Origin of the sequence: Mesorhizobium shangrilense, from assembly GCF_040537815.1 — a bacterium.
GTDB lineage: Bacteria > Pseudomonadota > Alphaproteobacteria > Rhizobiales > Rhizobiaceae > Mesorhizobium > Mesorhizobium shangrilense.
Map to the genome: position 1 here is coordinate 1,519,246 of NZ_JBEWSZ010000001.1, position 23,845 is coordinate 1,543,090.

Sequence of the window (23,845 nt, forward strand, 5' to 3'; positions counted from 1 at the left end):
ATTAAGGCGCATTTGGGAAAATTGCTGGCCTTCGGCCTTGGCCGCGACTAGGACCAATCAGCATGACTGACGCAAGTAAAATTCAGGCTTCGGGCGCGGATGGCAAGGTCGCGGTGGTTATCGTCGCCGCCGGCCGCGGTGCACGCGCCGGACAGGCCAATGGACCCAAGCAATATCAAAGCATTGGCGGCAGCGCTGTCATCGCCCGGACACTGGACGTGTTCCTGGCACATCCACGGACCGGCCCCGTCGTTGTCGCCATCCATGCCGACGATCTCGACCTGTTCCAGCAGGCGGCAAGCGGCCATGCCGACAGGATAATGACGGTCATTGGCGGAGCCACAAGGCAGGATTCCGTCCGGCTGGGCCTGCTGGCGCTGAGGAGCCATGCGCCGGGGCAAGTACTCATCCATGACGCGGTCCGGCCGTTCGTCGACGCCGAACTCATAGACCGCACGATTGCCACGATCGGTGAGCGTCAGGGGGCACTGCCCGCCCTGCCGATTGCCGACACGCTGAAACGGGAATCGGCCGCCGGCATGATCGGCGAAACGGTTCCGAGAGCGGGATTGCACGCCGCCCAGACACCGCAGGGGTTTCCGTTCTGGCCGATCCTGGCCGCGCACGAAAAAGCCCATCACCTGGGAAAGAGCGACTTCACCGACGACGCCGCGATTGCCGAATGGGCGCATATTCCCGTCAAGATCGTTCCGGGCTCGCCCGACAATGTCAAACTCACCTGGGCAAGGGACATTGCCATGGCGCACCAGCGACTTTCGGGAGAACGGATGCACTTTCCAGATATCAGGACCGGCAATGGCTATGATGTCCATGCATTCGAGGCCGGCGATCATGTTACTCTGTGCGGCGTCGCCATTCCGCACGACAAGAAGCTCTCCGGTCACTCGGACGCCGATGTCGGCCTCCATGCCTTGACCGACGCATTGCTGGCCACCTGCGGTGCCGGCGACATCGGAACGCATTTCCCGCCATCAGATCCGCAATGGAAGGGTGCTGCGTCACGGATCTTCGTCGAACACGCGGCGAAACTGGTCCGCGAACGCGGCGGGCGCATCGCCAATGCCGATATCACGCTGATCTGCGAAGCGCCGCGGATTGGCCCGCATCGTGAAGCGATGACTGAAACGCTTTCAGGAATGCTGGGCATTTCGCGGGACCGCATTTCGATCAAGGCGACAACCAACGAGAAGCTCGGTTTTGTCGGCCGAGAGGAAGGCATAGCGGCAATCGCCACTGCCAGCGTGGTGTTTCCCGGCGAGGTTCCGGAATGAGCAGCAGCGGTCTTGCGAATGCGTTGTTTCGAGCCTGCCAGCAGCGCGGCATCATGCTGGCGACGGCCGAGAGTTGCACCGGCGGCATGATCGTCGCCGCCATGACGGATATCGCCGGCTCCTCGGCCGTGGTCGATCGCGGCTTCATCACCTATTCGAACGACGCCAAGATGGAAATGCTCGGCGTTTCCGCCGCCACGCTTGAAGCGCATGGCGCGGTTTCGCGCGAAACCGCGATGGAGATGGCAAGCGGCGCCCTGGCCCGCTCGCGGGCCGGATTGACACTTGCGGTCACCGGCGTTGCGGGTCCCGGCGGCGGTTCGGCGGACAAGCCAGTCGGCCTAGTCTGGTTTGGTGTCGCCTTGGCCGGCCAACCCGTCCTCGCCGAATGCGAGTTGTTTGCCGACAATGGCCGTGATTTCATCCGACGCGAAACGGTCAAGCACGCGCTCGAGCTTGGCTTGCAAGCACTTGAGGGTCAAACCGCCGGAGCGGTGCCGTAGATCACGTCCGCGCGCTTCTCGAACGCTTCGGCGAACATGCGGAAGGCGCGGTCGAACATGGTCCCCATGACCGCGCCCAGAATGCGGCTCTTGAACTCATAGTCGATGAAGAAGCGGACATCGCAGCCGCCCTCCGCCGGCTCGAAACGCCAGACATTGGTCAGATATTTGAACGGACCGTCGATGTATTTGACCTCGATGGCCTTCTCATCCGGCTTCAACAGGACCTGCGTGGTGAAGGTTTCGCGGATCGCCTTGTAGCCAACGCTCATGTCCGCCAAGAGAATCGTGCGCCCATCGCGCTCCTTGCGCGAGCGAACCGTCAGCGCCTCGCAAAGCGGCAGGAATTGCGGATAGGTCTCGACATTGGCGACCAGCGCAAACATCTGTTCCGGCGTGTGCGATACCCGGCGGGTTGCTTCGAATTTTGGCATGAAACCAGCGGATTAGGCTGATTTCTTCAGGAATGCTTCCCGCGCCGCGCGCAGCCGGGCGAAGTCGTCGCCGGCATGGTGCGACGAACGCGTCAGCGGGCTGGACGCCACCAGGAGGAAACCCTTGGTCTTGCCGATTGTCTCGAAGGACTTGAACTCCTCCGGCGTGACGAAACGGATCACCGGATGATGCTTCTTCGACGGCTGCAAGTACTGGCCGATGGTCATGAAGTCGACATTGGCCGAGCGCAGGTCGTCCATCAACTGCAGGATTTCGTTCCGCTCTTCGCCGAGGCCAACCATGATGCCGGACTTGGTGAAGATCGAAGGATCGAGCTCCTTCACGCGCTGCAGAAGCCTGATCGAGTGGAAGTAGCGCGCGCCCGGGCGAACCGTCAGATAGTTGGACGGCACGGTTTCCAGATTGTGGTTGAAGACGTCGGGCCTGGCCGCCACCACGATCTCCAGCGCGCCTTCCTTGCGAAGGAAATCGGGCGTCAGGATCTCGATCGTCGTCAAAGGTGTCGCTGCCCTTATGGCGCGGATCACTTCGGCGAAATGCCGGGCGCCGCCGTCGGCGAGATCGTCGCGGTCGACCGAGGTGATGACGACATGGGTTAGCCCCATCTGCTTGACGGCTTGCGCCACGCGAGCCGGTTCATCAGGATCGAGCGCGGTCGGGATGCCGGTGGCGACATTGCAGAACGCACAAGCGCGCGTGCAGATTTCGCCCATGATCATGAAGGTGGCGTGCTTCTTCTCCCAGCACTCGCCGATGTTCGGACAGCCGGCTTCTTCGCACACCGTCACCAGCTTGTGCGACTTCACGATCTCGCGCGTCTCGGCATAGCCCTTCGACACCGGCGCCTTGACGCGGATCCAATCTGGTTTGCGCAGCACCTCCTGGTCGGGCTTGTGGGCCTTCTCCGGATGCCGCAGGCGTGGCGCATTGGCGATGTTGTCGAGGACAGTGACCATTTGAAAACCCGGTTCTTCGCGACCGCCTGTCCGGCGCTCGCCTTTCCATTGTCATCTAAGACTTTTCGGCACAAAGAAAAAGGCCGCCACGGCACAAGCCGCAACGGCCTTTTTCGCATAGCTGGTATTCAAGCCGGTTAACGGCGCACCAAGCGACCGACCCAGATCAGCAGACACGCCCCGATGAAGCCGGTGATCAGATAGGCGATCCAGCCGACGCCGAAGACGCCAATGTTCAGGGCCTGCAGGATGGCATTCAGCACGATAGCGCCGACGATGCCCAGAATGATGTTCATCAAGATGCCGGTGTTGCTCTTCATGAACATTTCGGCGAACCAGCCCGCCAAGCCTCCGATGATGATCGCTGCTATCCAACCGACGCCATTCAAGTGCATATGCCCTCTCCTTGTATGATGGGTGAAAATGCATCCGGAAACGAATTACCCCGCCGTCAAATTCGAGTCTTGCACACTCAATTTATCACGCATTCAGCGCGCGGCCATAGGCGTCAAGCACGCTTTCCTTCATCATCTCCGACAGCGTCGGATGCGGGAAGATGGTGTGCATCAGCTCTTCCTCGGTGGTCTCGAGGTTCATCGCCACGACAAACCCCTGGATCAGCTCGGTCACCTCGGCGCCCACCATATGGGCACCCAGCAACTGCCCGGTCTTCTTGTCGAAGATGGTCTTGACGAGACCCTGATCCTCGCCCAGCGCAATGGCCTTGCCGTTGGCAACGAAGGGGAAGCGGCCGACACGTATGTCCTTGCCTTCGGCCTTTGCCTTGGCCTCCGTCAGGCCGACCGAAGCCACCTGCGGGTTGCAATAAGTGCAGCCGGGAATCTTGAGCTTGTCCATAGGATGGACATTGGGCAGGCCAGCGATCTTCTCGACGCAGATAACCGCTTCATGCTCGGCCTTGTGGGCAAGCATTGGCGGGCCGGCGACGTCGCCGATGGCATAGACGCCGGCAACATTGGTCTTGCCGTAGCTGTCGATGACGATGCAGCCGCGCTCGGTCTTGACGCCAAGCGATTCCAGCCCGAGATTCTCGATGTTGCCCTGCACGCCAACGGCTGAAATCATCCGGTCGGCCGTGATTTTCTCGACCTTGCCGTCCTTCATCTGGACATGAGCGGTGATCGCATTGGCTGATTTCTCGACCTTGGTCACCTTGGCCTCAAGATGGATCTTCATGCCTTGCTTCTCGAACTGCTTCTTGGCGAAGGCGGAAATCTCGGCGTCCTCCACCGGCATGACGGCGGGCAGCACCTCGACCACCGTCACGTCGACGCCCATGGTGCGGTAGAAGGAGGCGAACTCGATGCCAATAGCGCCAGAGCCCATCACCAGCAGCGACTTCGGCATTTCCGGCGGTACCATGGCCTCGAAATAGGTCCAGATCAACTTGCCGTCCGGCTCGATGCCGGGCAGCGCGCGTGGCCTGGCGCCAGTGGCGATAATGATGTGCTTTGCGGTGTAGGTGCCCTCACCTTTGGTATTCTTGGGCAGCGGCGCTTGCGGCTCCATCGGTTTCTTCGACGTCTTCGAAACGACGATCTCATTGGCCTTGGTCAGCTTGGCCTCGCCCCAGATGACGTCGATCTTGTTCTTCTTCATCAGGAAGCCGACGCCACCGTTCATGCGCTGCGCAATGCCACGCGAACGGTCGACGATCGCCTTCAGATCCGCCTTTATGGTGCCCTCGATCTTCAGGCCATAGTCCTTGAGATGGTCCGAATAGTGCATGATCTCGGCCGAGCGCAGCAACGCCTTGGTCGGGATGCAGCCCCAGTTCGAACAGATGCCCGCCAGATGTTCGCGCTCGACGACGGCCGTCTTCAGGCCCAACTGCGCCGCACGAATGGCGGCGATATAGCCGCCGGGGCCGGAGCCGATGATGATGACGTCGTAGTTCTCAGCCACGGGCTTTCTCCTGGTTCACAATTCCAGCATGACGCGCACGAGCGGCGCGAGGGCTTGACCGATGTTTCGAGTATTTTCAGCATCGAGATGCACACCGTCGAGCGGCGTGGTCTCAGCCACGCTGCCCGCATCGAAGAAGCCGCAGCCGCTCTCATCGGCAAGGTCCGCATAGAGCGGCGCCAACCGGGTGGAAGCGTCATCGCCACCGGCGAACATTTCCTTGAACTCGGCGTTTTCGGTGCGGCTGACCGCTGGCGGTGAAACGATGAGGATTTGCGGCGCCGGCCAGTCAAACGGATAGTCGTGGCCGCGCACGATATTGATCAGGCGTTGGATGCCTTGCTTGGCCGCCACCGGATTGCCGTGGATCCACGGCTTCATGTCGTTGGCGCCAAGCATGATGACGATCAGGTCGATCGGTGCGTGCGTCATCAGGACAGTTGGCAACAGTCTTGCGCCGTTGCGGTCCGCGCCGGCCAGATGATCGTCGAAGGCGGTGGTGCGGCCATTCAAGCCGTCGGCAACAACGTAGACGCCGGCGCCCAACACGGCCTGCAGCACGCTCGGCCAACGGTCGTCCAGAGGATGACGTCCGCCTTCGGCATTGTAGCCCCAGGTCAGCGAATCGCCGTAGCAAAGAACTGTCTTCATGCCGTCTCCCCTCCCCAGACATGTTTGCGCACGCAATTCGGTGGCGCATGAAAAACCGACACCGGCGACGGATTCACCATGCCGCTATTGGCGATGGCGCATCGCTGCACCATCAATCCACCAGTAGAACTGGGAGAGGTTGAAGCGAGAAGGCTGGTGAAGAATTTCCGCACCGCCTTCTTCTTTCCTACACCAGCATGCCCATCGGGTTTTCGATCAGGCGCTTGAAGGCAACGAGCAGTTCAGCGCCAAGCGCGCCATCGACGGCGCGATGGTCGGTCGACAGCGTCACCGACATCACCGTCGCAATCTTGATCTCGCCATTCTTCACCACCGCCCGCTGTTCGCCGGCGCCGACCGCGAGGATTGTCGCATGCGGCGGGTTGATGACGGCGGCAAAGTCCTTGATGCCGAACATGCCGAGGTTGGACACCGCCGTGGTGCCCCCCTGGTACTCTTCCGGCTTCAGCTTGCGGCTTCGGGCACGGCTCGCCAGATCCTTCATCTCGTTGGAGATCACCGACAGCGTCTTCTCGTCCGCCTTGCGGATGATCGGCGTGATCAGCCCACCGGGGATCGACACGGCGACGCCGACATCGGCATGCTTGTGCTTGACCATGGCGGTTTCGGTCCAAGAGGCATTGGCATCCGGCACGGCCTTCAACGCCATGGCCATTGCCTTGATGACCATGTCGTTGACCGACAGCTTGTAGGCGGGAGACTCGCCCTTGTCGGTCTTCTTCGTCGGCGCAGCCGCGTTGAGCTGCGTGCGCAGTGCCAGCAGCGCGTCGAGCTCGCAATCGAGCGTCAGGTAGAAATGCGGAATGGTTGATTTGGCCTCGACCAAGCGGCGCGCGATGGTCTTGCGCATGTTGTCGTGCGGGATGAGGTCATAGGAGCCCTGCTCGAACAGCTTCAGCACCTGGTCGTCCGACATTACCTTCGGCGCGGGTGCGGCCGCAGGCGCCGCGGCCGGTGCTGGCTTGGCTGCAGGCGCGGCCTTGGCGCCGCTACCGGCGATCGCCGCGTCAACGTCGGCCTTGACCACGCGGCCGTGCGGGCCGGTGCCGGTTACCGAAGACACATCGACGCCGGCATCCTTGGCGACCCGGCGTGCGAGCGGTGAGGCAAAAGTGCGCTCACCACCGGCATGACCATTGGCGGCCTGAGCCGGCTCAGCCTTCGCCGGTGTGGGCGCCGCAGCGGCCGCTGCGGGCTTAGGCGCTTCCTTAGGCGTTTCAGCCTTTGGTGATTCCGCCTTCGGAGCCTCTGCCTTGGCCGATGCCGGGTCGCCACCGCCCTTTGCGGCCGCGCCCGCATCCTCGCCTTCGCCGGCCAGGATTGCGATCAGCGCATTGACCTTGACGCCTTCGGTGCCGGCGGGAACGACGAGCTTCGCAACCGTGCCCTCATCAACGGCTTCGACCTCCATCGTCGCCTTGTCGGTTTCGATCTCGGCAATCACGTCGCCCGGCGAAACCTTGTCGCCTTCCTTCACGAGCCACTTGGAGAGATTGCCCTCTTCCATCGTGGGCGAGAGGGCCGGCATGGTGATGTTGATTGGCATTTTTTTCCTCCCGCCCGGTTCAGCGATACGTGACGGCTTTGACCGCCTCGATGACCTCGCCGACATTGGGCAATGCCAGCTTTTCGAGGTTCGCCGCATAGGGCATCGGCACATCCTTGCCGGCAATGGTGATGACCGGCGCATCAAGGAAATCGAAGGCGCGCTGCGAGACCTGATTGGCGATGTGATCGCCGACCGAGCTCTGCGGATACCCCTCTTCCACGACAATCAGCCGGTTGGTCTTCTTGACCGATGCGATGATGGTGTCGAGATCAAGCGGCCGGATGGTCCTGAGGTCGATGATCTCGGCATCGATGCCCATGCCGCGCAATTCCGCCTCGGCCTTGACCGCGTAGGTCATGCCGATGCCGAAGGAGACGATGGTGACGTCCTTGCCGGTCTTGTGGATGCGCGCCTTGCCGATCGGCAGCACGAAATCGTCCAACTTCGGCACGTCGAAGGACTGGCCGTAGAGGATTTCGTTTTCGAGGAAGATGATCGGGTTGGGATCGCGGATCGCGGCCTTCAGCAGGCCCTTGGCGTCGGCTGCCGTGTAGGGCATCACCACTTTGAGGCCCGGAATGTGGCTGTACCAGGCAGCGTAACACTGCGAATGCTGGGCGGCGACGCGGGCGGCGGCACCGTTCGGGCCGCGAAACACGATCGGCGCACCCATCTGTCCGCCGGACATGTAGAGCGTCTTGGCGGCGGAGTTGATGATCTGGTCGATCGCCTGCATGGCGAAGTTGAAGGTCATGAACTCGACGATCGGCCTGAGCCCGGCCATCGCCGCACCGACGCCGACGCCGGCAAAGCCGTGCTCGGTGATCGGCGTGTCGACGACGCGACGCGGACCGAACTCCTGCAGCAGGCCTTGCGTGATCTTGTAGGCGCCCTGGTATTCGGCAACCTCCTCGCCCATGATGAAGACGTCGCCGTCGCGGCGCATTTCCTCGGCCATCGCATCACGCAACGCTTCGCGCACCGTGGTCGAGACCATCTCCGTGCCGGCCGGAATGTCCGGATCAGCAGCGATTTCTGACTTAGGAGCGGCTGCGACCGGTGCAGCGGCCGGCTTGACGGCTTCCGCTTTTCCCTCGGCTGGAGCCTCTGCCTTCGCTGGCGCTTCCGCCTTGGCGGGAGCCGCAGCCTTGCCGACATCGGCGGCACTTTCGCCGTCCTGCAGCAAAACGGCAATCGGTGTGTTGACCTTGACGCCTTCGGTACCCGCGGCAACCAGGATCTTGCCCAGCGTGCCTTCATCGACGGCTTCGACTTCCATCGTCGCCTTGTCTGTTTCAATTTCGGCGATGACATCGCCGGCAACAACCTTGTCGCCCTCGTTCTTCAACCACTTGGAAAGATTGCCCTCTTCCATGGTCGGCGAGAGAGCGGGCATGAGAATTTCGATCGGCATGTCCTTGCCCTCCCGTTACAGTACGATGTCGGTCCAGAGCTCGGACGGATCCGGCTCTGCGTCGTGCTGGGCAAATTCGGCGGCGTCGGCGACGATGTCGCGAACTTCCTTGTCGATGGTCTTCAGTTCGTCCTCATCAGCCCATTTCTTCTCGGTCAGCCGCGCCTTGACCTGCTCGATCGGGTCATGTTCGGAGCGCATCTTCTGCACTTCTTCCTTGGAGCGGTATTTTGCCGGATCGGACATGGAGTGTCCGCGGTAGCGGTAGGTCTGCATTTCGAGGATCAGCGGTCCGTTGCCGGCGCGGCACCATTCGGTGGCGAGATCACCCGCGGCTTTCACGGCGCGCACATCCATGCCGTCAACCTGGATGCCGGGAATCTTGAAGGATGCGCCACGGTGCGAGAAATCGGTCTCGGCCGATGAGCGCGAAACGGACGTGCCCATGGCGTAGCGGTTGTTCTCGATGATGTAGATCACCGGCAGCTTCCACAGCGAGGCCATGTTGAAGCTCTCGTAGACCTGGCCCTGGTTGGCGGCGCCATCGCCGAAATAGGTCAGCGACACATTGTTGTTGTCGCGGTAGCGGTTGGCGAAAGCGAGACCGGTGCCAAGCGACACCTGCGCGCCGACGATGCCGTGGCCGCCGTAAAAATGCTTCTCCTTGGAGAACATGTGCATGGAGCCGCCCTTGCCCCTCGACAGGCCGCCACGGCGTCCGGTCAGCTCGGCCATCACACCGCGCGGCGACAATTCCATCGCCAGCATATGGCCGTGATCGCGATAGGCGGTGATCATCTGATCACCTTCGACCAGCGCCATCTTCATGCCGGTAACGACAGCTTCCTGGCCGATGTAGAGGTGGCAAAAGCCGCCGATGAAGCCCATGCCATAGAGCTGGCCGGCCTTTTCCTCGAAGCGGCGGATCAAGAGCATGTGCCGGTAGGCGGCAAGCTCTTCATCCTTGGTGAATTCGGCAGGCTTGGGCGCTGAAAGCCCTGATTTGCCGTCGGATTTGGATTTGGCAGGCGCTTTTCTGGCGGCGGTGGCCATGCATCACTCCCTGTTGGCGTCTCTTCGCGGACATTAGGGGAGATCAGTTCTCCCCACCGATTTCAGGGAGGCTAACACGCGAGAAACCGTTTCGCCATGCCGAAAATGCATGGCTGACATGCATCTAAGCAGTTAAAAACATTGAAAATATTGGCGATTAACTGGAATTGAGTTATTTATTTGAGTCAGGCAGCATGATGGTAATTTCATCAGCCTGGGAGAGATTCAGCGCCCTGCGCGCCTGCTCATCAAGCATGTCTTTCTCGATGGAACCCTCGTGCAGGAGTTGGACACGGCGTTCGAGCTCGACGCGGCGCGCCTTGATGGCATTGAGCTGCCCCTGAAGGTCGGCGGCCCTCGCTTCCATCTGATATCTCGAATTGATACCGAACTCGCCATGATAGGCGTGGAAGCCAAAATAGGCCACGAACACCACGCACAGCGATGGAATGATCAGCCGGCCGGTGTTTCTCTGTTTATGCTGGCGTGTCCACATCGTCCAAATCCTCTGACATCTCATCTCGCCCGATTGTGCTTAATGGACGGTTACGGACGGCAGGATTTGGCAGTCGCCAGAACGAAAAAGGGCGGGAATGTTCCCGCCCTTTTTCTTCGGATATGGTTCGTATCAGCCCTTGACGATGGACTTGCCGGCGTAGCTCGCCTGCTTGCCGAGCTCTTCCTCGATGCGGATGAGCTGGTTGTACTTGGCCATGCGATCGGAGCGCGAGAGCGAGCCTGTCTTGATCTGTCCGCAATTGGTGGCAACGGCGAGATCGGCAATGGTCGAGTCTTCAGTTTCGCCCGAACGGTGCGACATGACTGCCGTGTAGGCGGCCTTGTGCGCGGTCTCGACGGCGTCGAGCGTTTCCGTCAGTGAGCCGATCTGGTTGACCTTGACCAGGATCGAGTTGGCGACGCCCATGCGGATGCCGTCGCGCAGGCGCGCCGTGTTGGTGACGAACAGGTCATCGCCGACCAGTTGGGTCTTCTTGCCGATCAGGTCGGTCAGGTACTTCCAACCTTCCCAGTCATCCTCGGCAAGGCCGTCCTCGATCGAGATGATCGGATAGTCGGCCGCAAGCTTGGCCAGGTACTTGGCCTGCGCCTTCGGATCGCGTGTTTTCTTCTCGCCCTCATAGACGTAGTTGCCGTCCTTGAAGAACTCCGTCGCCGCGCAATCGAGTCCCAGCGCGATCTCCTCGCCCGGCTTGAAGCCGGCCTTCTCGATCGATTCCATGATGAAGTCGAGCGCGACCGGCGCGCTCTTCAGGTTCGGCGCAAAGCCGCCTTCGTCGCCGACATTGGTGTTGTGGCCGGCATCCTTCAGCTTCTTGCGCAGCGTGTGGAAGATTTCCGAGCCCCAGCGAACGCCTTCGCGCAGCGTCGGCGCGCCGATCGGGAGGATCATGAATTCCTGGAAGTCGATCGGGTTGTCGGCATGCGCGCCGCCATTGATGATGTTCATCATTGGCACCGGCAGGACATGAGCCTTGGTGCCGCCGACATAACGGTAGAGCGGCAGGCCGGCGGCATCGGCGGCGGCCTTGGCCACGGCCAGCGAAACACCGAGGATGGCGTTGGCGCCGAGTCGGCTCTTGTTAGGGGTGCCGTCCAGCTCGATCATGGTCTGGTCGATGTGGATCTGGTTCTCGGCTTCCATGCCGCCGATCGCCTCGAACAGCTCACCGTTCACGGCCTCGACGGCGCGCAGCACGCCCTTGCCAAGGTAGCGGGCGCCGCCGTCGCGCAGTTCGACCGCCTCATGCGCTCCGGTGGAGGCGCCCGACGGTACGGCCGCACGGCCCATCGAGCCGTCTTCGAGTATGACGTCGACCTCGACGGTCGGATTTCCACGGCTGTCCAGGATTTCACGCCCGACAATGTCGATGATGGCAGTCATTGCGATGTCCTCGATTGATCGATTGAAGCGTCGCGCACGTCTTAGCCAAAGCACCGCAAAACGCAATCGTGACCCTGGCAAATATTGCCGACCTCCCGAGTCACGAAGCGCAAATTTCTGTCATCATAAGTCATGACGTCGGACGCGGATTTTGGGTTATGGCTGTTGTCGCGCGGGGCGAAACAGAAGGGAGTTTCGCCATGTCCGAGTTGAGCGGTATCGTGAGTTTGTTCCTGATCGCGGCTGCATTCCTGACGTCGTGTGACAATCAGCAGTCGCCCCCAAAGGCTATAGCGACTTTGCCAGCCTTGCACACAAGCGAGTAACCACCGGCAGAATTGGAAAAAGGCCCTGTCGGATGTGAACGGGGCCTTTTGGAAGCAACGCATCAATGCCAGTAAGGCGTGACTTCAATGCCAATAAGGCGTGACTTTGTAGTACTCATGGGACGCGTCGCGCGCGCTCCGTAGGTCACTCCGCCAAGATGAACGTGACCTTCATGTTGACCCGGTACGCGGCGATCTTGCCGTCCTCGACGACGATCTTCTGGTCCTGGATCCAGGCACCTTCGACGTTCTTCAATGTCTTTGAAGCGCGTGCGATTCCCTTCTCGATGGCTTCTTGAAAACTCTTCTTCGACGATGAGGTGATTTCGGTGACGCGGGCGACGGACATGGCTTTCCTCCTGCCAGGACGCTCATTTGCCGGGCAAGCGTACAACCGCAGCTTTATTGCCACAAGCGCAGGCGGTTTCAGCCCTTGGCGATGCGATCGAACGCCATCAATCGTTCGAGCAGCGCCGGCATATCCTTGAGCGGCACCATGTTCGGGCCGTCGGAAGATGTCGAGTTATCGGGATCCTGATGGGTCTCGATGAACACGCCGGCGACACCGACAGCGACAGCCGCGCGGGCCAGTGTCTCGACGAAACGCCGCTCGCCGCCGGAAGAGCCGCCCTGCCCGCCCGGTTGCTGCACGGAATGCGTGGCATCGAAGATCACCGGCGCGCCGATCTCGGCCATGATCGGCAAGGCTCGCATGTCGGACACCAGCGTGTTGTAGCCGAAGGACGCGCCGCGCTCGGTGGTCAGCACGTTGGCGTTCCCGGAACCGGTGATCTTGGCGACGACGTTCTTCATATCCCAGGGGGCGAGGAACTGGCCCTTCTTGACATTGATCACCTTGCCGGTCCGGGCGGCGGCAACCAGCATGTCGGTCTGGCGCGACAGGAAAGCCGGAATCTGCAGCACATCGACATGCGGCGCCACGATCGCGCACTGTTCCTCGGTGTGAACATCGGTCAGCACGGGCAGCGAAAATTCCTTGCGCAATTCGTCGAAGACCGGAAGTGCCGCGTCCATCCCGGCGCCGCGCGTCGCCGCCAGCGACGTTCGATTGGCCTTGTCGTAGCTGGACTTGTAGACCAGGCCTATGCCGAGCTTGCCGGTCAGTTCCTTGAGCGCGCCGGCCATGTCGAAGGCGTGCTGGCGCGATTCAAACTGGCAGGGCCCAGCGATCAACGAGAGCGGCGCGTTGTTGGCGAAGGTTACGTTGCCGACGGTTACGGACGAATTGGGCTTGCTCATCGGATCTCCCGGAAAATAAATGCCGCGCCCTGTCCTGGCGCTGGCTGCACGACAATCTCACTGCCGCGTATGTCGTGTGCAATGCCATTGGCTGCAAGCAGCTTCGCGGCAATCCCTGCATTCCGCACCGAAAAGACGATCGCGGCGAAGCGTAGCCTTGACGGCGCGCCGGCAGGCACACCAAAGCGGGTTTGGAATTCCGCGGGCGTCAGTACGATCAATGTCGCGTTCTGCAGATCGAAGGTGTTTTCGCCTTCGGCGCCGGTTGCGATCGAAATCAACCGGCCTTGTTCCGCAGGACTGTCGCTGACGGCCACCACTTCGACGATGCCGGCCACACCATTGGCATGCGCCTGCAACGCCGTACGGTCGATCTTCGGCGCATTGACCCGCTCGCAGGCGAACAGGAATGCATCCGCTGTCTCGCTCCCGGACGCGAAGGCGAGCTTGAACGATGCCATGTCGCTCTTGCCGGACGTGTCCACGAATGCACGCGAGAAGTTCAATATATCTCCCGCCGACACGCCAGCCTCGACATAGCGGGCGTGATCGGCCTCGGCATCTCCGGTCCCCAGCACCACGGCGGAAAATCCATCCTCGCCGCTTCTATCGCGATAGAGACGGTGGCGTGCGACGAAGACATTGCCTTGCGTGACCGCCCGTGCGGCGGCCTGCGTGTCCCCCACCGCCAGCGGTTCGAGATAGGTGCCATCGGCAAGGAAGACGCAGCAGTTTTCAGTACCGAAGGGATGGATGCCGTTGGGTGCCACGACGAATCCGAGCGAGGTCAACCGTGTTCGCGCCACATCGAGGCTGATGGTCGGCAGCACGAGATGGTCGAGCGGATGGGTGGTTGCACGTGCTTCGGTCATAGGGGCGCGATGTGCATCATTCCGGAAAACGGTTCAAGGGTTTGATCTGCGACAGCGCGCTTCCCGGTATTTGACGGCAGGATACTTGCAGTTGCCGAAAGCCAGCCTACCTGATTCCTATGAGAAAGATTCTGTTCATAGCAGCAGCGATCCTCTCGATGACGGTGGTTGCCGTACTGGTCTGGAATGCGCCAAAGCGGCCCGGCGTCGACATGACCGATTCATCTGCTGTTCAAACCGAATAGGTCGGGCACCTTTCGGCGTGGTATCCTCGGCAATGGCGTGCCTGCGATTGTTCGCCGCGCGTTTTCAGTGCTGCTGGCAACGTCTCAGGACGCTGACCCGCGATTTCGCTCAGGCCAAGGCCACGACGTCCGCGGAATAACGCAATTCGCGCAGCGGTTTCACCTCGCTGGTCGTCCTGGCATAGACCGGATGCGCCTTGTAAGCGGCAAGCGCCGCCTCGTCTTCGAATTCGGCGTAGACAACCACATCGATCTCGTCCGACATCGGATCGACTTTTGTATTGAGGGTGACCTCGAAGAGGCTGGAATGAGGGATGCTACCCAGCGCCAGCAAGCCGTTGCGAACAGCCTCCACATCCTCTTTGCGTCGCGCACTGAAGAAAACGATATGCCGGATCAACGCAGACTCCCCGATCGGTATGCGGGCGTCTTTTGGGTCAGCAAAGCTATCTCGTCAACAGGCAAGGATGTCGCGCCGGCGACCGGCTCGTTCAGGCCTTGCCGGTGACATAGCGCACGATGCGCGACATTTCCCGGACAGTCGTGTCGAGATAGCGGCCCTGATTGTAAAGGCCGTCCCAGATCAGGAAGAACGTAATGGCGCAGATGACGATCACATAACGCATGGCTAACGCTAACGTAAGCGCGTCGGCGCGGCCATAGCCATTCCGGCATTGGCAAGTGCCCTCCCCAGATCTTTTCCAAATCTTGTTTCGTGGCCTCGCCATTGTGAAGTCGGCTTCCATGGGGCCGAAAGACACTTTGTCCGGCGACGGCGTGAAACTCGGCGTCGACTGCCCCGTAACTCTCATTGACCGACGCCAGAGCGCGCCAATGCGCCCTCAGACGAGAAAAGTCGATGCAAGGGGACAAGATGAACATCGTGCCTATCAACCGAGGCCAGCATGGCGCCAGAAAGAAGATCGCGGTCATCGGGTCGGGAATTTCCGGAGCCGCGGCAGCGTGGGCACTTGATCCGACGGCTGATGTCACCCTGTTTGAAGCATCAGGCCGGCCGGGTGGGCACACGGCCACAGTGGACATCGACTACGACGGCACTCCGATCTCGGTCGATACCGGCTTTATCGTCTACAATGAACTCGCCTATCCGGACCTCACAGCGTTGTTCTCGCATCTCGGCGTGGCCACGCATGAAAGCGACATGGGTTTTTCCCTGTCGCTCGACGGCGGCAAGCTCGAATGGTGCGGTTCGACGCTGCGCACGATCTTTGCCCAGAAGCGCAATGTCTTCTCACCCGGCTTCCTCTGGATGCTGCGTGAAATCCTGCGCTTCAACAAGGAATGTGTTGTCGATCGCGACAGCGGATCGCTCGGCCATCTGACGATCGGCGACTATCTGGAGAAAAAACGTTACTCCGGCGTCTTTCGTGACAACTATCTGATGCCGATGGCGGCGGCCATCTGGTCGACCCCCCGCGCCAAGATGCTCGACTACCCGGCCGCAAGTTTCATCTCCTTCTTCGAGAATCATCGGCTGATCCATAGCGAGCGCCCTGTATGGCGTACGGTGAGCGGCGGCTCGCGGAATTATCTGCAGAAGCTGCTGGCGCCTCTCGGTTCCAGGTTGCGGCTCGCTGCGCCGGCCAGGACCATGGTTCGCGATGCATTCGGCATCACCATATGGGCTGGGGACCAGGCGCCCGACCGCTTCGACAACGTGATCATCGCCGCCCATAGCGACCAGGCGCTTGCCATGCTGGGCGATGCTTCCAGCGTCGAAGAATCGATCCTGTCGGCCATTCCCTATCGGCCCAACCGCGTTATTCTGCACCGGGATCCCCATCTGATGCCGAAGCGGCGCGCCGCCTGGTCGGCGTGGAACTATCTGCGTTCATCCTGCGACCGCGACGAGCCGGAGGTCTCCGTCACCTACTGGATGAATCGCCTGCAAGGGATCGAGGAAACCAAGCCGTTGTTCGTCTCGCTCAATCCGGTCATCGAACCGCGAGGCGAACTGGTGTTCGGCGAATGGGCTTTCGACCATCCTCAATATGATGCACGCGCGCTGTCGGCGCAGGCGCGCCTCGACGACATCCAGGGTGTGCGCGGCACCTATTTTGCCGGTGCGTGGACAGGCCATGGCTTTCACGAGGACGGACTGCGCTCGGGCCTCGACGCGGCGATCGCGCTTGGCGCGAAGGTACCTTGGCGCGCGTCAAAGGAAGAGCTGCCCGAACTCAGGCTGGCGGCCGAATAGGAAAATATCAGGCTCGCTACATGAAAAGGCAACGCATAACGACGATGATGGAGAACGGGCCGCCGCCGCAAGCGGCCGGCGTGCTCTATCCGGGCGCCGTCATGCATGCGCGATTGAAACCATTCGGCCATCGTTTCGAATATTCGGTCTTCTCGCTGCTCGTCGACATCGACCGCCTGGCCGAGATGAACCGCATGACCTGGCTGCTGAGGGTCAATCGGCGCGGCTTGTCATCATTCCATGAGAGCGATCATGTCGAGCGGGATGGCGAGACGTTGCGCGACTTCGCCGACCGGCTGCTTGCCGGCGCCGGACTTGCCCAGCCTGCCGCGCGTATCCTGCTGCTGGCCTATCCGCGCATCCTTGGCTACGTCTTCAATCCGATCTCGGTCTATTTCTGCTATGATCATGCCGGTACGCTGATCGCCATGGTCTATGCCGTGCACAATACGTTTGGCGAACGGCACAGCTACGTCGCTCCGATCGAGCCGGGCGACCTCAGTCCGGCCGGGGTGCGCCAGACGCGGACAAAGATCTTCCACGTGTCGCCTTTCATCGACATGGGGACCCGTTATCACTTCCACATATTGCCGCCTGGAAAGGTGGTGCGCCTGCGTATTCACGAGACGGAAAAGGGCGAGCCGCTGCTGTCGGCGACCTTTGCGGGCCAGGGCTGTCCACTTGGCACATCGCAGTTGGCGACTTGCCTCTTGAAGTTCCCGTTGATGACGTGGAAGATTGTGGCGGGAATTCACTGGGAGGCGCTTAAGCTCTGGTTAAAGGGCGCGCGCTTTCGTTCGAGCCCGCCCGCCCCCGAATCGACCAGTTACCGGGATCAGGGAGCGGCGTTCGAGCCTGGCGAATGAACTGCGAGAGGGTGGGGAGTTTGGCGGACGTTGCTGCCAACTCCGCGGAAGTCCAGGAACGTGAAATGGCTAACAGGGAACACACCGGCGTGACGTTGGGCGAGGCGATCAAGCTCGACGAATTCAATTTCGCCGAAATCGTAAAGGGCTTGCCGGCCAAGGCGAAAATGGTGCTGTCGGCCGCGATGAACCTGCCGCGCGGGTCGCTGAAGGTGAGAATGCCGGATGGTCGCGCCGTTCTGGTTGGCGGCAAGGGGCCGGGTCCCGACGCGGAACTGGTGCTGAAGAACTGGCGCTTGCCTGGCCGGGCCTTCATCGGCGGCACGATAGGCGTCGCCGAATCCTACATGGACGGCGATTGGGAAAGCCCCGATGTGACCAGTTTCCTGGAGCTGTTCGTGGTCAATTCGGAGACCGGAGAGCGCATAGCAGGTGGAGCGAGCTGGCTTATCAACGCTGCCCAGCGCATCCGCCACTGGTTCAACGAAAACACCCGAACCGGCTCGAAGCGCAACATCTCCGCGCATTACGACCTCGGCAACGCCTTCTACAAGGAATGGCTCGACCCGAGCATGACCTATTCCTCGGCGCTCTACACGAGCGGTGCCAATGATCTGGAAAGCGCGCAGGCCGCCAAATACCGCGCCCTGGCCAAGGACACGGGCATCGGACCAAAAGACCACGTGCTGGAGATCGGTTGCGGCTGGGGCGGTTTCGCCGAATTCGCCGCACGCGAGATCGGTTGCCGCGTTACCGGGCTGACGATCAGCCGCGAGCAGCATGATTTCGCCAAGGCGCGCATCCAGAAGGCAGGGCTTGCCGACAAGGTCGACATCAAGCTGCAGGACTATCGTGACGAGACCGGCACTTACGACCGCATCGCCTCGATCGAGATGTTCGAGGCTGTCGGCGAAAAATACTGGCCGGTGTTCTTCAGCAAGATGAAGGATTGCCTGCGGCCCGGCGGGACTGCCGGCTTGCAGATCATCACCATCAACGAGAAGGCCTACGACACCTATCGTGCCCGTCCCGATTTCATCCAGCGCTATGTCTTCCCGGGCGGCATGCTGCCAACCCCATCCATATTGAAGGCACTTGGCGCGAAGCATGGCCTCGCCCATCTGCGCGAGCATGTGTTTCCGGACGACTACGCCCGTACGCTCGCCGAGTGGCGCCACCGCTTCTGGGCATCGTGGGAAAAGATCGTCCCGCTGGGTTTCGATGATCGCTTCAAGAAACTCTGGGAATTCTATCTGCATTATTGCGAAGCTGGTTTTCGCGCCAGCTACATCGATGTTCGCCAGGTGGTCTACAAGGCCTAGGATTCAAGGGGCCGACAATTCGCCGCTCCCAACACCGGCGGATCGCGATCTGCTCATGCGAACGTGATGCAACCGCGATCACAAGGTCGCCGTTTTTCTGCACTGGCGCCCGCGCCACATATCACATCCAACGCTGAGCGCCTCTTCACATAGGAGGCTTCCTTGAAACGACCGTAATCGTCGCGCTGATTCTGCTGGCGGGGATATCCGCTGCCGCTGCCGCACGCGAGGTATCTCCGCCCGCCGATGACCCTCTGGGTCTCAGTACCAGCCACGCATCAACGCCTGACGTCATCGACAGCACACCAACTTCCGCCATCGATTCTCCTGCGGGAATGACGACGCCGACCGAGCCGAACGATATGCTGGGCACACCGACAGAACCGCCGCTGCCGCCCATTCCGACACCGCCCGACACAGCCGTGCCTCTGGCGCCCATGCCGGGGAACTAAGCCCTTGTTGCCCACCCTTTAGACGGCTCCCACGGGGCCGTCTTTTTGTTTTTGCCCCAGGAACCGGCTCTCCGCTCTGCATGTGCTTCCAACCTGAAACTTGCCCCGCCATCGCCGTCAAAAAGGCATGTGGAACACCCAACCCACGCCGCCGGACAGCGTGGGTTCAAATGAGCTCGTGTTCGCGAACCGATTCTCAGAGAAGAATACGGTACTTTGCAAATCCCGCCTCGCCTCCGCCCGCCGGCTCGATCTTGAGCGTCTTGACCTCAGCGATGAAATCCTTTGCCTTGGCGCCGGTCTCGAACATCACGCTGGTTCCGGGCAATGGTGCAAACGACCAGTTTCCGTCCGCCGATGGGTTTATAGTGCCCTGGCTGACGATGTAGCGCACGATCACGTCACGGTTGGTGTCCGGAGCCTCGTAGATGATCTTCGAGGCATTGATGTCCGGGAAATTGCCGCCGCCGCCGGCCCGGTAGTTGTTGGTCGCTACGACGAATTTCTGTGCGGGATCAATTGGCTTGCCGTCGAACATCAGGTCGACGATGCGGTTAGAGCCGGCATTCGCCACACCACCCTTGGCGTCGTACTTCGGCGGCTGCGACAGATCGATCTTGTAGGTGACGCCGTCGATCACGTCGAAATTGTAGGACGGGAATTCGGTGTTGATGAGTGGCTGGTCGGCCTTGCCCAGCTCGATCCTGTTGAAGATGCCGGCCGACATTTCCAGCCATTCCTTGACCTGCGCCCCGTTGATTTCGACCGCGCGCACGGTGTTCGGATAAAGATAGAGGTCGGCGACGTTCTTGATGGCGATATCGCCGACCGGAACGTCGGTATAATAGTCAGCGCCATTGCGCCCGCCCGCCTTGAAGGGTGCGGCAGCCGACAGCAGCGGCACATCCTTCCACTGCGTGTTCTTGAGGATGTCCTTCAAGTACCAGGTCTGTGCCTGGCTGACGACTTGCACCGAGGGATCGTCGGCGACCAGGGCGAAGTAGGAATAGAGCGGCGCCGATGTCTTGCCGACGGGACGGCGCACATAGGCCAGCGTTGCCTGATGATCCTGCTCGAGCGCGGCTATGATGCGCTTGTCGTCTTCGACGGTCGGCTTGTTCTTGTTGTCGACCCGCTCGAAAATCGGCCGCGCCTCCGAGGTCGCTGAGACGACCCGCCATTTTGACCCGTCACGCTCCAGCATCAGGTCGATCAGGCCCATATGCGAGCCCCAGAAGCCGCCCATGACGGCGGGTTTGCCCTGCAGCGTGCCCTTTTGTGTATCGACGCCATCGAGCGCCTGAAAATCCTTCTTGCCTGGGAAGACAAGATGTTGGTGACCGGTGAACACGGCGTCGATGCCGTCAACGCCAGCCACGAAGAACGAGGCGTTCTCCATCATGTCGCCCTGCTTCACGTCGATGCCGGAATGAGAGAGAGCGATCACGATATCGGCGCCCTCCTCCTTCATCTGCGGCACCCACGCCCTGGCCGCCTCGACGATGTCGCGCGTCTTGACGTTGCCCTCGAGATTTTTCAGATCCCAGACCATGATCTGCGGCGGCACGAAGCCGATAATGCCGATCTTGATGGGCTGCTCGGCGCCCGAACCATCCTTGATCTTCTTCTCCAGGATGACATAGGGCTTGAGGTAAAGCTTGTCGTCGCGCGGATTCGAGGCAAGCGTGGTCCCGCGGATCAGATTGGCGCACACGAATGGAAAGTTGGCGCCGGCCAGCACCTTGTCCATGAACGACAGGCCGTAGTTGAACTCGTGGTTGCCGAGCGTGGAGCATTCGTAGCCGAGCAGGTTCATGCCCTTCATGACCGGGTGGAGGTCGCCCTCCTTCATGCCCTTCTCATAGGCGATGTAATCGCCCATCGGATTGCCCTGCAGGAGATCGCCATTGTCGATCAGCATCGCGTTGGTGGCTTCCTTGCGCACCGCGTCGATCAGCGACGCCGTGCGCGACAGTCCCATCGTGTCGTTTGCTTTGTCGGCGTAGTAATCATAGGGCAGCACATTCACGTGGATGTCGGTCGTCTCCATGATCCGCAGATGCGCCTGGTTACCTTGGGCGCGAGCCGAGAACGGGTGAAGCATGACCAGCGCCCCTGTGGCGGCAGCGCCGGCGAGAAAACCGCGGCGGGAGACGGGATGGAGCAGTTGGGACATTGTTTCTCCTTTATCGACGACACGACAAGTCCTGCCCGAAGCAAAGCTTCGCGCCGAAATCCCCTTGAGTCCATCAAGAAGAGTCACGCTTGTCTGGAGACGCAGTCCATCAGCAAGAGATGACGTGCCTATGAAGGCTTGCCGAGATTGCACAGAGGGCGACGTCAGCCCTTGTCGTCGTCACCCTGCGTGATCAGGCGCGCGCTGCGCTGCCCCGTTGCGTATATCCATAGCCAGCTAAGCGAAACCGCAAGCCGATTGCGGAACCCGATCAGGAAATAGATATGGGCGAGGCCCCACAGCCACCAGGCCGGCCAGCCGGTGAGCTTGATCCAGCCGAGATCGATCGCGGCTGATCGCTTGCCGATCGTCGCCAGATCACCGTCATGCCTGTAGCGGAAAGGCCGCTTGTCCATGCCGCCGGCAAGCTGGGCCTTGATGGTGGCGGCGACATGGCGACCCTGCTGCTTGGCGGCGGGTGCAACGCCCGGCACCGGCCTGCCGTCCGGGCGCAGAACATGCGCCGCGTCACCAATGACGAAAATCTCCGGGCTGCCGGGCACCGTCAGGTCGGGCTCGACAAGCACCCTGCCCGCCCGATCCGCCGCCGCTCCCAGCCATTCCGCGGCGGGCGAAGCCGCAACCCCCGCCGCCCACAGGATGGTCTTGGCCGGCAACTGCGTTTCGCCGAAGACGACGCCTTCAGCGTCGCAGCGCGTAACCGCTTGGCCGAGCTGCACCGTTACGCCGAGCCGTTCAAGCGCCTTGCGGGCATAATCGGAGAGTTCCGGCGCGAAATTGGCGAGGATGCGGTCGCCAGCCTCGATCAGCACCACGCGCGCATCCCGCGTATCGATGTTGCGGAATTCGCCGCGCAACGTCTCGTGCGCGAGCTCGACGATAGTTCCGGCGAGTTCCACGCCGGTTGGCCCGCCGCCAACGATCGCAAGCGTAAGCAGCGCCTGACGCTTGGCGGGGTCGGTCTCGCGTTCGGCCTGCTCGAAGGCCATCAGAATGCGCCGGCGAACGGTGGTGGCGTCCTCCAGCGTCTTCAAGCCAGGCGCGAAGGGTTCCCATTCATCATGGCCGAAATAGGCATGGCGGGCGCCGGTGGCGAGCAGCAGCGTGTCGTAAGCGACCGCACTGCCGTCGTCGAGCAGCACCCGCTTGCCTGCGCGATCGACACCTACGACGTTGGCGAGCAGCGTTGTCACGTCCTTGCGCTTGCGCAGGAGATGGCGGACAGGCCAAGCGATCTCCGAGGTCGCGAGCGCGGTGGTCGCAACCTGATACAGCAATGGCTGGAACAAATGATGGTTGCGTTTGTCGATCATCGTGATGCGCACTGGCGCACCAGCAAGCGCACGGGTCAATTCGAGACCCCCGAAACCCGCACCAACGACGACGACATGATGGTTGGCTTCGTTCATTTTACACATCCCAAAAATCTATCCGATTTGATGTAGGTGCGTTTGTGCACTGCAACAATGCTTGACTTATGCGCCTGCCTCAGAGTCGCCATGCAATGTCGGAAGTGCGGATGCCCAGGCATCATCGGTGGGTATAGCCTCATCGAAACAGCCGACGAGGGCGAGATGGCTAACGATCATGGCGAAGACGGTCCGGCGCAATACGCTTCGCCGCCGTGCTTCATGCACGAACTCGATCCCGACTTCCGGGCGGCCCCTTCCGATTGGGCAGATGTAAGACGATGGCGCAAAGCCGAGCGCGAACGCCTGATCGCCGCGCGCCTTGCGGTTTCAGCCGATGCGCGGGCGGCGATGTCGCAGCGGATCGCCGAGGGTCTTGACGCGGTGATCGGCGATATTGGAAGCCGAATGGTCAGCCTTTACTGGCCGTTTCGCGGCGAGCCGGACTTGCGGCCGTGGATGGCGTCAATCAATGAACGCGGCGGCCGCACCGCTCTGCCGATCGTCATTGAAAAAGGTCAGCCGCTCATCTTCCGCGCCTATGCACCGGGCGACCGTCTGGAAAAAGGCGTCTGGAACATTCCGATCCCGGCTGAAGGCGAACCCGTGCTGCCCGACATCGTCATCTCGCCGATCGTCGGCATCGATCCCAGGAATTATCGTCTTGGGTATGGTGGCGGCTTCTTCGACCGCACACTGGCCGCAATGCCGTTCAAGCCGCTGGTCATCGGCGTCGGCTATGGACTGCAGCGCATCGCCACGATCTACCCACAGCCGCACGACATCCCGATGGATCGGCTGGTCACCGAGGCGTAAGAACCTGTTTCGGAAATTATCCATATTTCCGCCGCGCAGCGGCGCAATGTCACGTGATAAAAATCCGACTTGGTCGATAAATGATATGACCTTAAACGGACCAAGTTGCGGAGGACCGTTTTGACATGCGCTCTGGGC

Annotated in this window: 23 protein-coding genes; 6 read left to right on the forward strand and 17 right to left on the reverse strand. The window is 61.1% G+C overall.

Going from position 1 to position 23,845, the window contains the following annotated elements; genetic code table 11:
* Positions 1–62 precede the first annotated feature (62 nt).
* Both ABVQ20_RS07630 and ABVQ20_RS07635 read left to right on the forward strand, forming a co-directional pair.
* Entirely contained in the window at positions 63–1,292 is a 1,230-nt protein-coding gene (locus tag ABVQ20_RS07630) for a bifunctional 2-C-methyl-D-erythritol 4-phosphate cytidylyltransferase/2-C-methyl-D-erythritol 2,4-cyclodiphosphate synthase (RefSeq protein WP_354458931.1), read from the forward strand.
* The gene (locus ABVQ20_RS07635; protein ID WP_354458932.1) at positions 1,289–1,795 is read left to right on the forward strand and encodes a CinA family protein; all 507 of its coding nucleotides are present in this window, start codon (positions 1,289–1,291) and stop codon (positions 1,793–1,795) included. Before ABVQ20_RS07630 ends, ABVQ20_RS07635 begins: the two co-directional genes overlap by 4 nt.
* Here the strand turns inward: ABVQ20_RS07635 and ABVQ20_RS07640 are convergent.
* The 15 genes from ABVQ20_RS07640 to ABVQ20_RS07710 all read right to left on the reverse strand — a co-directional run bounded on the left by ABVQ20_RS07640 (position 1,771) and on the right by ABVQ20_RS07710 (position 15,053).
* Positions 1,771–2,229: a type II toxin-antitoxin system RatA family toxin gene (locus ABVQ20_RS07640; RefSeq protein ID WP_354458933.1), complete on the reverse strand. Its 459-nt coding sequence runs from the start codon at positions 2,227–2,229 to the stop codon at positions 1,771–1,773. The two genes, ABVQ20_RS07635 and ABVQ20_RS07640, sit on opposite strands and share 25 nt — an antisense overlap.
* 12 nt (positions 2,230–2,241) lie before the next feature.
* Entirely contained in the window at positions 2,242–3,207 is a 966-nt protein-coding gene (gene lipA, locus ABVQ20_RS07645; RefSeq protein ID WP_354458934.1) for a lipoyl synthase, read from the reverse strand.
* 137 nt (positions 3,208–3,344) lie between these two features.
* Positions 3,345–3,602 carry a GlsB/YeaQ/YmgE family stress response membrane protein gene (locus ABVQ20_RS07650; RefSeq protein ID WP_354458935.1) on the reverse strand — a complete coding sequence of 86 codons (258 nt, stop codon included), beginning with the start codon at positions 3,600–3,602 and terminating at the stop codon, positions 3,345–3,347.
* A gap of 85 nt (positions 3,603–3,687) precedes the next feature.
* Positions 3,688–5,133, reverse strand: coding sequence for a dihydrolipoyl dehydrogenase (lpdA, locus tag ABVQ20_RS07655; protein WP_354458936.1), 1,446 nt, complete (start codon positions 5,131–5,133; stop codon positions 3,688–3,690).
* A 15-nt stretch (positions 5,134–5,148) separates the two neighbouring features.
* Positions 5,149–5,784 (reverse strand): SGNH/GDSL hydrolase family protein, encoded by a 636-nt coding sequence (locus ABVQ20_RS07660; protein WP_354458937.1) that lies wholly within the window; start codon positions 5,782–5,784, stop codon positions 5,149–5,151.
* 187 nt (positions 5,785–5,971) lie between these two features.
* The gene (locus ABVQ20_RS07665) at positions 5,972–7,351 is read right to left on the reverse strand and encodes a pyruvate dehydrogenase complex dihydrolipoamide acetyltransferase (RefSeq protein WP_354458938.1); all 1,380 of its coding nucleotides are present in this window, start codon (positions 7,349–7,351) and stop codon (positions 5,972–5,974) included.
* A 19-nt stretch (positions 7,352–7,370) separates the two neighbouring features.
* Positions 7,371–8,768, reverse strand: coding sequence for a pyruvate dehydrogenase complex E1 component subunit beta (locus ABVQ20_RS07670; protein ID WP_354458939.1), 1,398 nt, complete (start codon positions 8,766–8,768; stop codon positions 7,371–7,373).
* Between the two features lie 15 nt (positions 8,769–8,783).
* Positions 8,784–9,821, reverse strand: a complete 1,038-nt coding sequence (gene pdhA / locus ABVQ20_RS07675; RefSeq protein WP_354458940.1) for a pyruvate dehydrogenase (acetyl-transferring) E1 component subunit alpha — start codon at positions 9,819–9,821, stop codon at positions 8,784–8,786.
* Between the two features lie 172 nt (positions 9,822–9,993).
* A complete protein-coding gene (locus ABVQ20_RS07680; RefSeq protein WP_227347394.1) occupies positions 9,994–10,317 on the reverse strand; it encodes an FtsB family cell division protein in 324 nt (107 codons plus the stop codon).
* Between the two features lie 132 nt (positions 10,318–10,449).
* Positions 10,450–11,724, reverse strand: a complete 1,275-nt coding sequence (gene eno, locus ABVQ20_RS07685) for a phosphopyruvate hydratase (protein WP_354458941.1) — start codon at positions 11,722–11,724, stop codon at positions 10,450–10,452.
* 471 nt (positions 11,725–12,195) lie between these two features.
* Complete coding sequence (locus ABVQ20_RS07690; protein WP_354458942.1) at positions 12,196–12,399, reverse strand: dodecin family protein; 204 nt, start codon at positions 12,397–12,399, stop codon at positions 12,196–12,198.
* 77 nt (positions 12,400–12,476) lie between these two features.
* Complete coding sequence (kdsA, locus tag ABVQ20_RS07695) at positions 12,477–13,310, reverse strand: 3-deoxy-8-phosphooctulonate synthase (protein ID WP_354458943.1); 834 nt, start codon at positions 13,308–13,310, stop codon at positions 12,477–12,479.
* A complete protein-coding gene (locus ABVQ20_RS07700) occupies positions 13,307–14,182 on the reverse strand; it encodes a VOC family protein (protein ID WP_354458944.1) in 876 nt (291 codons plus the stop codon). Before ABVQ20_RS07700 ends, kdsA begins: the two co-directional genes overlap by 4 nt.
* A gap of 354 nt (positions 14,183–14,536) precedes the next feature.
* A complete protein-coding gene (locus ABVQ20_RS07705) occupies positions 14,537–14,827 on the reverse strand; it encodes a Dabb family protein (protein WP_354458945.1) in 291 nt (96 codons plus the stop codon).
* Positions 14,828–14,918: 91 nt separating this feature from the next.
* Positions 14,919–15,053 carry a hypothetical protein gene (locus ABVQ20_RS07710; RefSeq protein ID WP_354458946.1) on the reverse strand — a complete coding sequence of 45 codons (135 nt, stop codon included), beginning with the start codon at positions 15,051–15,053 and terminating at the stop codon, positions 14,919–14,921.
* A gap of 248 nt (positions 15,054–15,301) precedes the next feature.
* Here ABVQ20_RS07710 and ABVQ20_RS07715 point away from each other — a divergent pair, with 248 nt between their 5' ends.
* From ABVQ20_RS07715 to ABVQ20_RS07725, 3 genes are all read left to right on the forward strand, one after another.
* Positions 15,302–16,645, forward strand: a complete 1,344-nt coding sequence (locus tag ABVQ20_RS07715; RefSeq protein ID WP_354458947.1) for an NAD(P)/FAD-dependent oxidoreductase — start codon at positions 15,302–15,304, stop codon at positions 16,643–16,645.
* 20 nt (positions 16,646–16,665) lie between these two features.
* On the forward strand, positions 16,666–17,511 hold the full coding sequence (locus tag ABVQ20_RS07720) for a DUF1365 domain-containing protein (protein WP_354458948.1): 846 nt from the start codon (positions 16,666–16,668) through the stop codon (positions 17,509–17,511).
* 65 nt (positions 17,512–17,576) lie between these two features.
* Positions 17,577–18,833 carry a class I SAM-dependent methyltransferase gene (locus tag ABVQ20_RS07725; RefSeq protein ID WP_354458949.1) on the forward strand — a complete coding sequence of 419 codons (1,257 nt, stop codon included), beginning with the start codon at positions 17,577–17,579 and terminating at the stop codon, positions 18,831–18,833.
* 648 nt (positions 18,834–19,481) lie between these two features.
* Here ABVQ20_RS07725 and ABVQ20_RS07730 read toward each other — a convergent pair.
* Positions 19,482–21,461, reverse strand: a complete 1,980-nt coding sequence (locus ABVQ20_RS07730; protein WP_354458950.1) for a bifunctional 2',3'-cyclic-nucleotide 2'-phosphodiesterase/3'-nucleotidase — start codon at positions 21,459–21,461, stop codon at positions 19,482–19,484.
* Positions 21,462–21,625: 164 nt separating this feature from the next.
* On the reverse strand, positions 21,626–22,891 hold the full coding sequence (locus ABVQ20_RS07735) for an NAD(P)/FAD-dependent oxidoreductase (RefSeq protein ID WP_354458951.1): 1,266 nt from the start codon (positions 22,889–22,891) through the stop codon (positions 21,626–21,628).
* Positions 22,892–23,056: 165 nt separating this feature from the next.
* Here ABVQ20_RS07735 and ABVQ20_RS07740 point away from each other — a divergent pair, with 165 nt between their 5' ends.
* Complete coding sequence (locus ABVQ20_RS07740; RefSeq protein ID WP_354458952.1) at positions 23,057–23,707, forward strand: 5-formyltetrahydrofolate cyclo-ligase; 651 nt, start codon at positions 23,057–23,059, stop codon at positions 23,705–23,707.
* Positions 23,708–23,845 lie beyond the last annotated feature (138 nt).

What these genes read in the sequence shown, in the direction of transcription:
- ABVQ20_RS07630 (WP_354458931.1), top strand. Translation starts at nt 63, where the DNA reads ATGACTGACGCAAGTAAAATTCAGGCTTCGGGCGCGGATGGCAAGGTC.
- ABVQ20_RS07635 (WP_354458932.1), top strand. Translation starts at nt 1,289, where the DNA reads ATGAGCAGCAGCGGTCTTGCGAATGCGTTGTTTCGAGCCTGCCAGCAG.
- ABVQ20_RS07640 (WP_354458933.1), bottom strand. Translation starts at nt 2,229, where the DNA reads ATGCCAAAATTCGAAGCAACCCGCCGGGTATCGCACACGCCGGAACAG.
- lipA (WP_354458934.1), bottom strand. Translation starts at nt 3,207, where the DNA reads ATGGTCACTGTCCTCGACAACATCGCCAATGCGCCACGCCTGCGGCAT.
- ABVQ20_RS07650 (WP_354458935.1), bottom strand. Translation starts at nt 3,602, where the DNA reads ATGCACTTGAATGGCGTCGGTTGGATAGCAGCGATCATCATCGGAGGC.
- ABVQ20_RS07660 (WP_354458937.1), bottom strand. Translation starts at nt 5,784, where the DNA reads ATGAAGACAGTTCTTTGCTACGGCGATTCGCTGACCTGGGGCTACAAT.
- ABVQ20_RS07665 (WP_354458938.1), bottom strand. Translation starts at nt 7,351, where the DNA reads ATGCCAATCAACATCACCATGCCGGCCCTCTCGCCCACGATGGAAGAG.
- ABVQ20_RS07670 (WP_354458939.1), bottom strand. Translation starts at nt 8,768, where the DNA reads ATGCCGATCGAAATTCTCATGCCCGCTCTCTCGCCGACCATGGAAGAG.
- pdhA (WP_354458940.1), bottom strand. Translation starts at nt 9,821, where the DNA reads ATGGCCACCGCCGCCAGAAAAGCGCCTGCCAAATCCAAATCCGACGGC.
- ABVQ20_RS07680 (WP_227347394.1), bottom strand. Translation starts at nt 10,317, where the DNA reads ATGTGGACACGCCAGCATAAACAGAGAAACACCGGCCGGCTGATCATT.
- eno (WP_354458941.1), bottom strand. Translation starts at nt 11,724, where the DNA reads ATGACTGCCATCATCGACATTGTCGGGCGTGAAATCCTGGACAGCCGT.
- ABVQ20_RS07690 (WP_354458942.1), bottom strand. Translation starts at nt 12,399, where the DNA reads ATGTCCGTCGCCCGCGTCACCGAAATCACCTCATCGTCGAAGAAGAGT.
- kdsA (WP_354458943.1), bottom strand. Translation starts at nt 13,310, where the DNA reads ATGAGCAAGCCCAATTCGTCCGTAACCGTCGGCAACGTAACCTTCGCC.
- ABVQ20_RS07700 (WP_354458944.1), bottom strand. Translation starts at nt 14,182, where the DNA reads ATGACCGAAGCACGTGCAACCACCCATCCGCTCGACCATCTCGTGCTG.
- ABVQ20_RS07710 (WP_354458946.1), bottom strand. Translation starts at nt 15,053, where the DNA reads ATGCGTTATGTGATCGTCATCTGCGCCATTACGTTCTTCCTGATCTGG.
- ABVQ20_RS07715 (WP_354458947.1), top strand. Translation starts at nt 15,302, where the DNA reads ATGAACATCGTGCCTATCAACCGAGGCCAGCATGGCGCCAGAAAGAAG.
- ABVQ20_RS07720 (WP_354458948.1), top strand. Translation starts at nt 16,666, where the DNA reads ATGAAAAGGCAACGCATAACGACGATGATGGAGAACGGGCCGCCGCCG.
- ABVQ20_RS07725 (WP_354458949.1), top strand. Translation starts at nt 17,577, where the DNA reads ATGGCTAACAGGGAACACACCGGCGTGACGTTGGGCGAGGCGATCAAG.
- ABVQ20_RS07730 (WP_354458950.1), bottom strand. Translation starts at nt 21,461, where the DNA reads ATGTCCCAACTGCTCCATCCCGTCTCCCGCCGCGGTTTTCTCGCCGGC.
- ABVQ20_RS07735 (WP_354458951.1), bottom strand. Translation starts at nt 22,891, where the DNA reads ATGAACGAAGCCAACCATCATGTCGTCGTCGTTGGTGCGGGTTTCGGG.
- ABVQ20_RS07740 (WP_354458952.1), top strand. Translation starts at nt 23,057, where the DNA reads ATGGCTAACGATCATGGCGAAGACGGTCCGGCGCAATACGCTTCGCCG.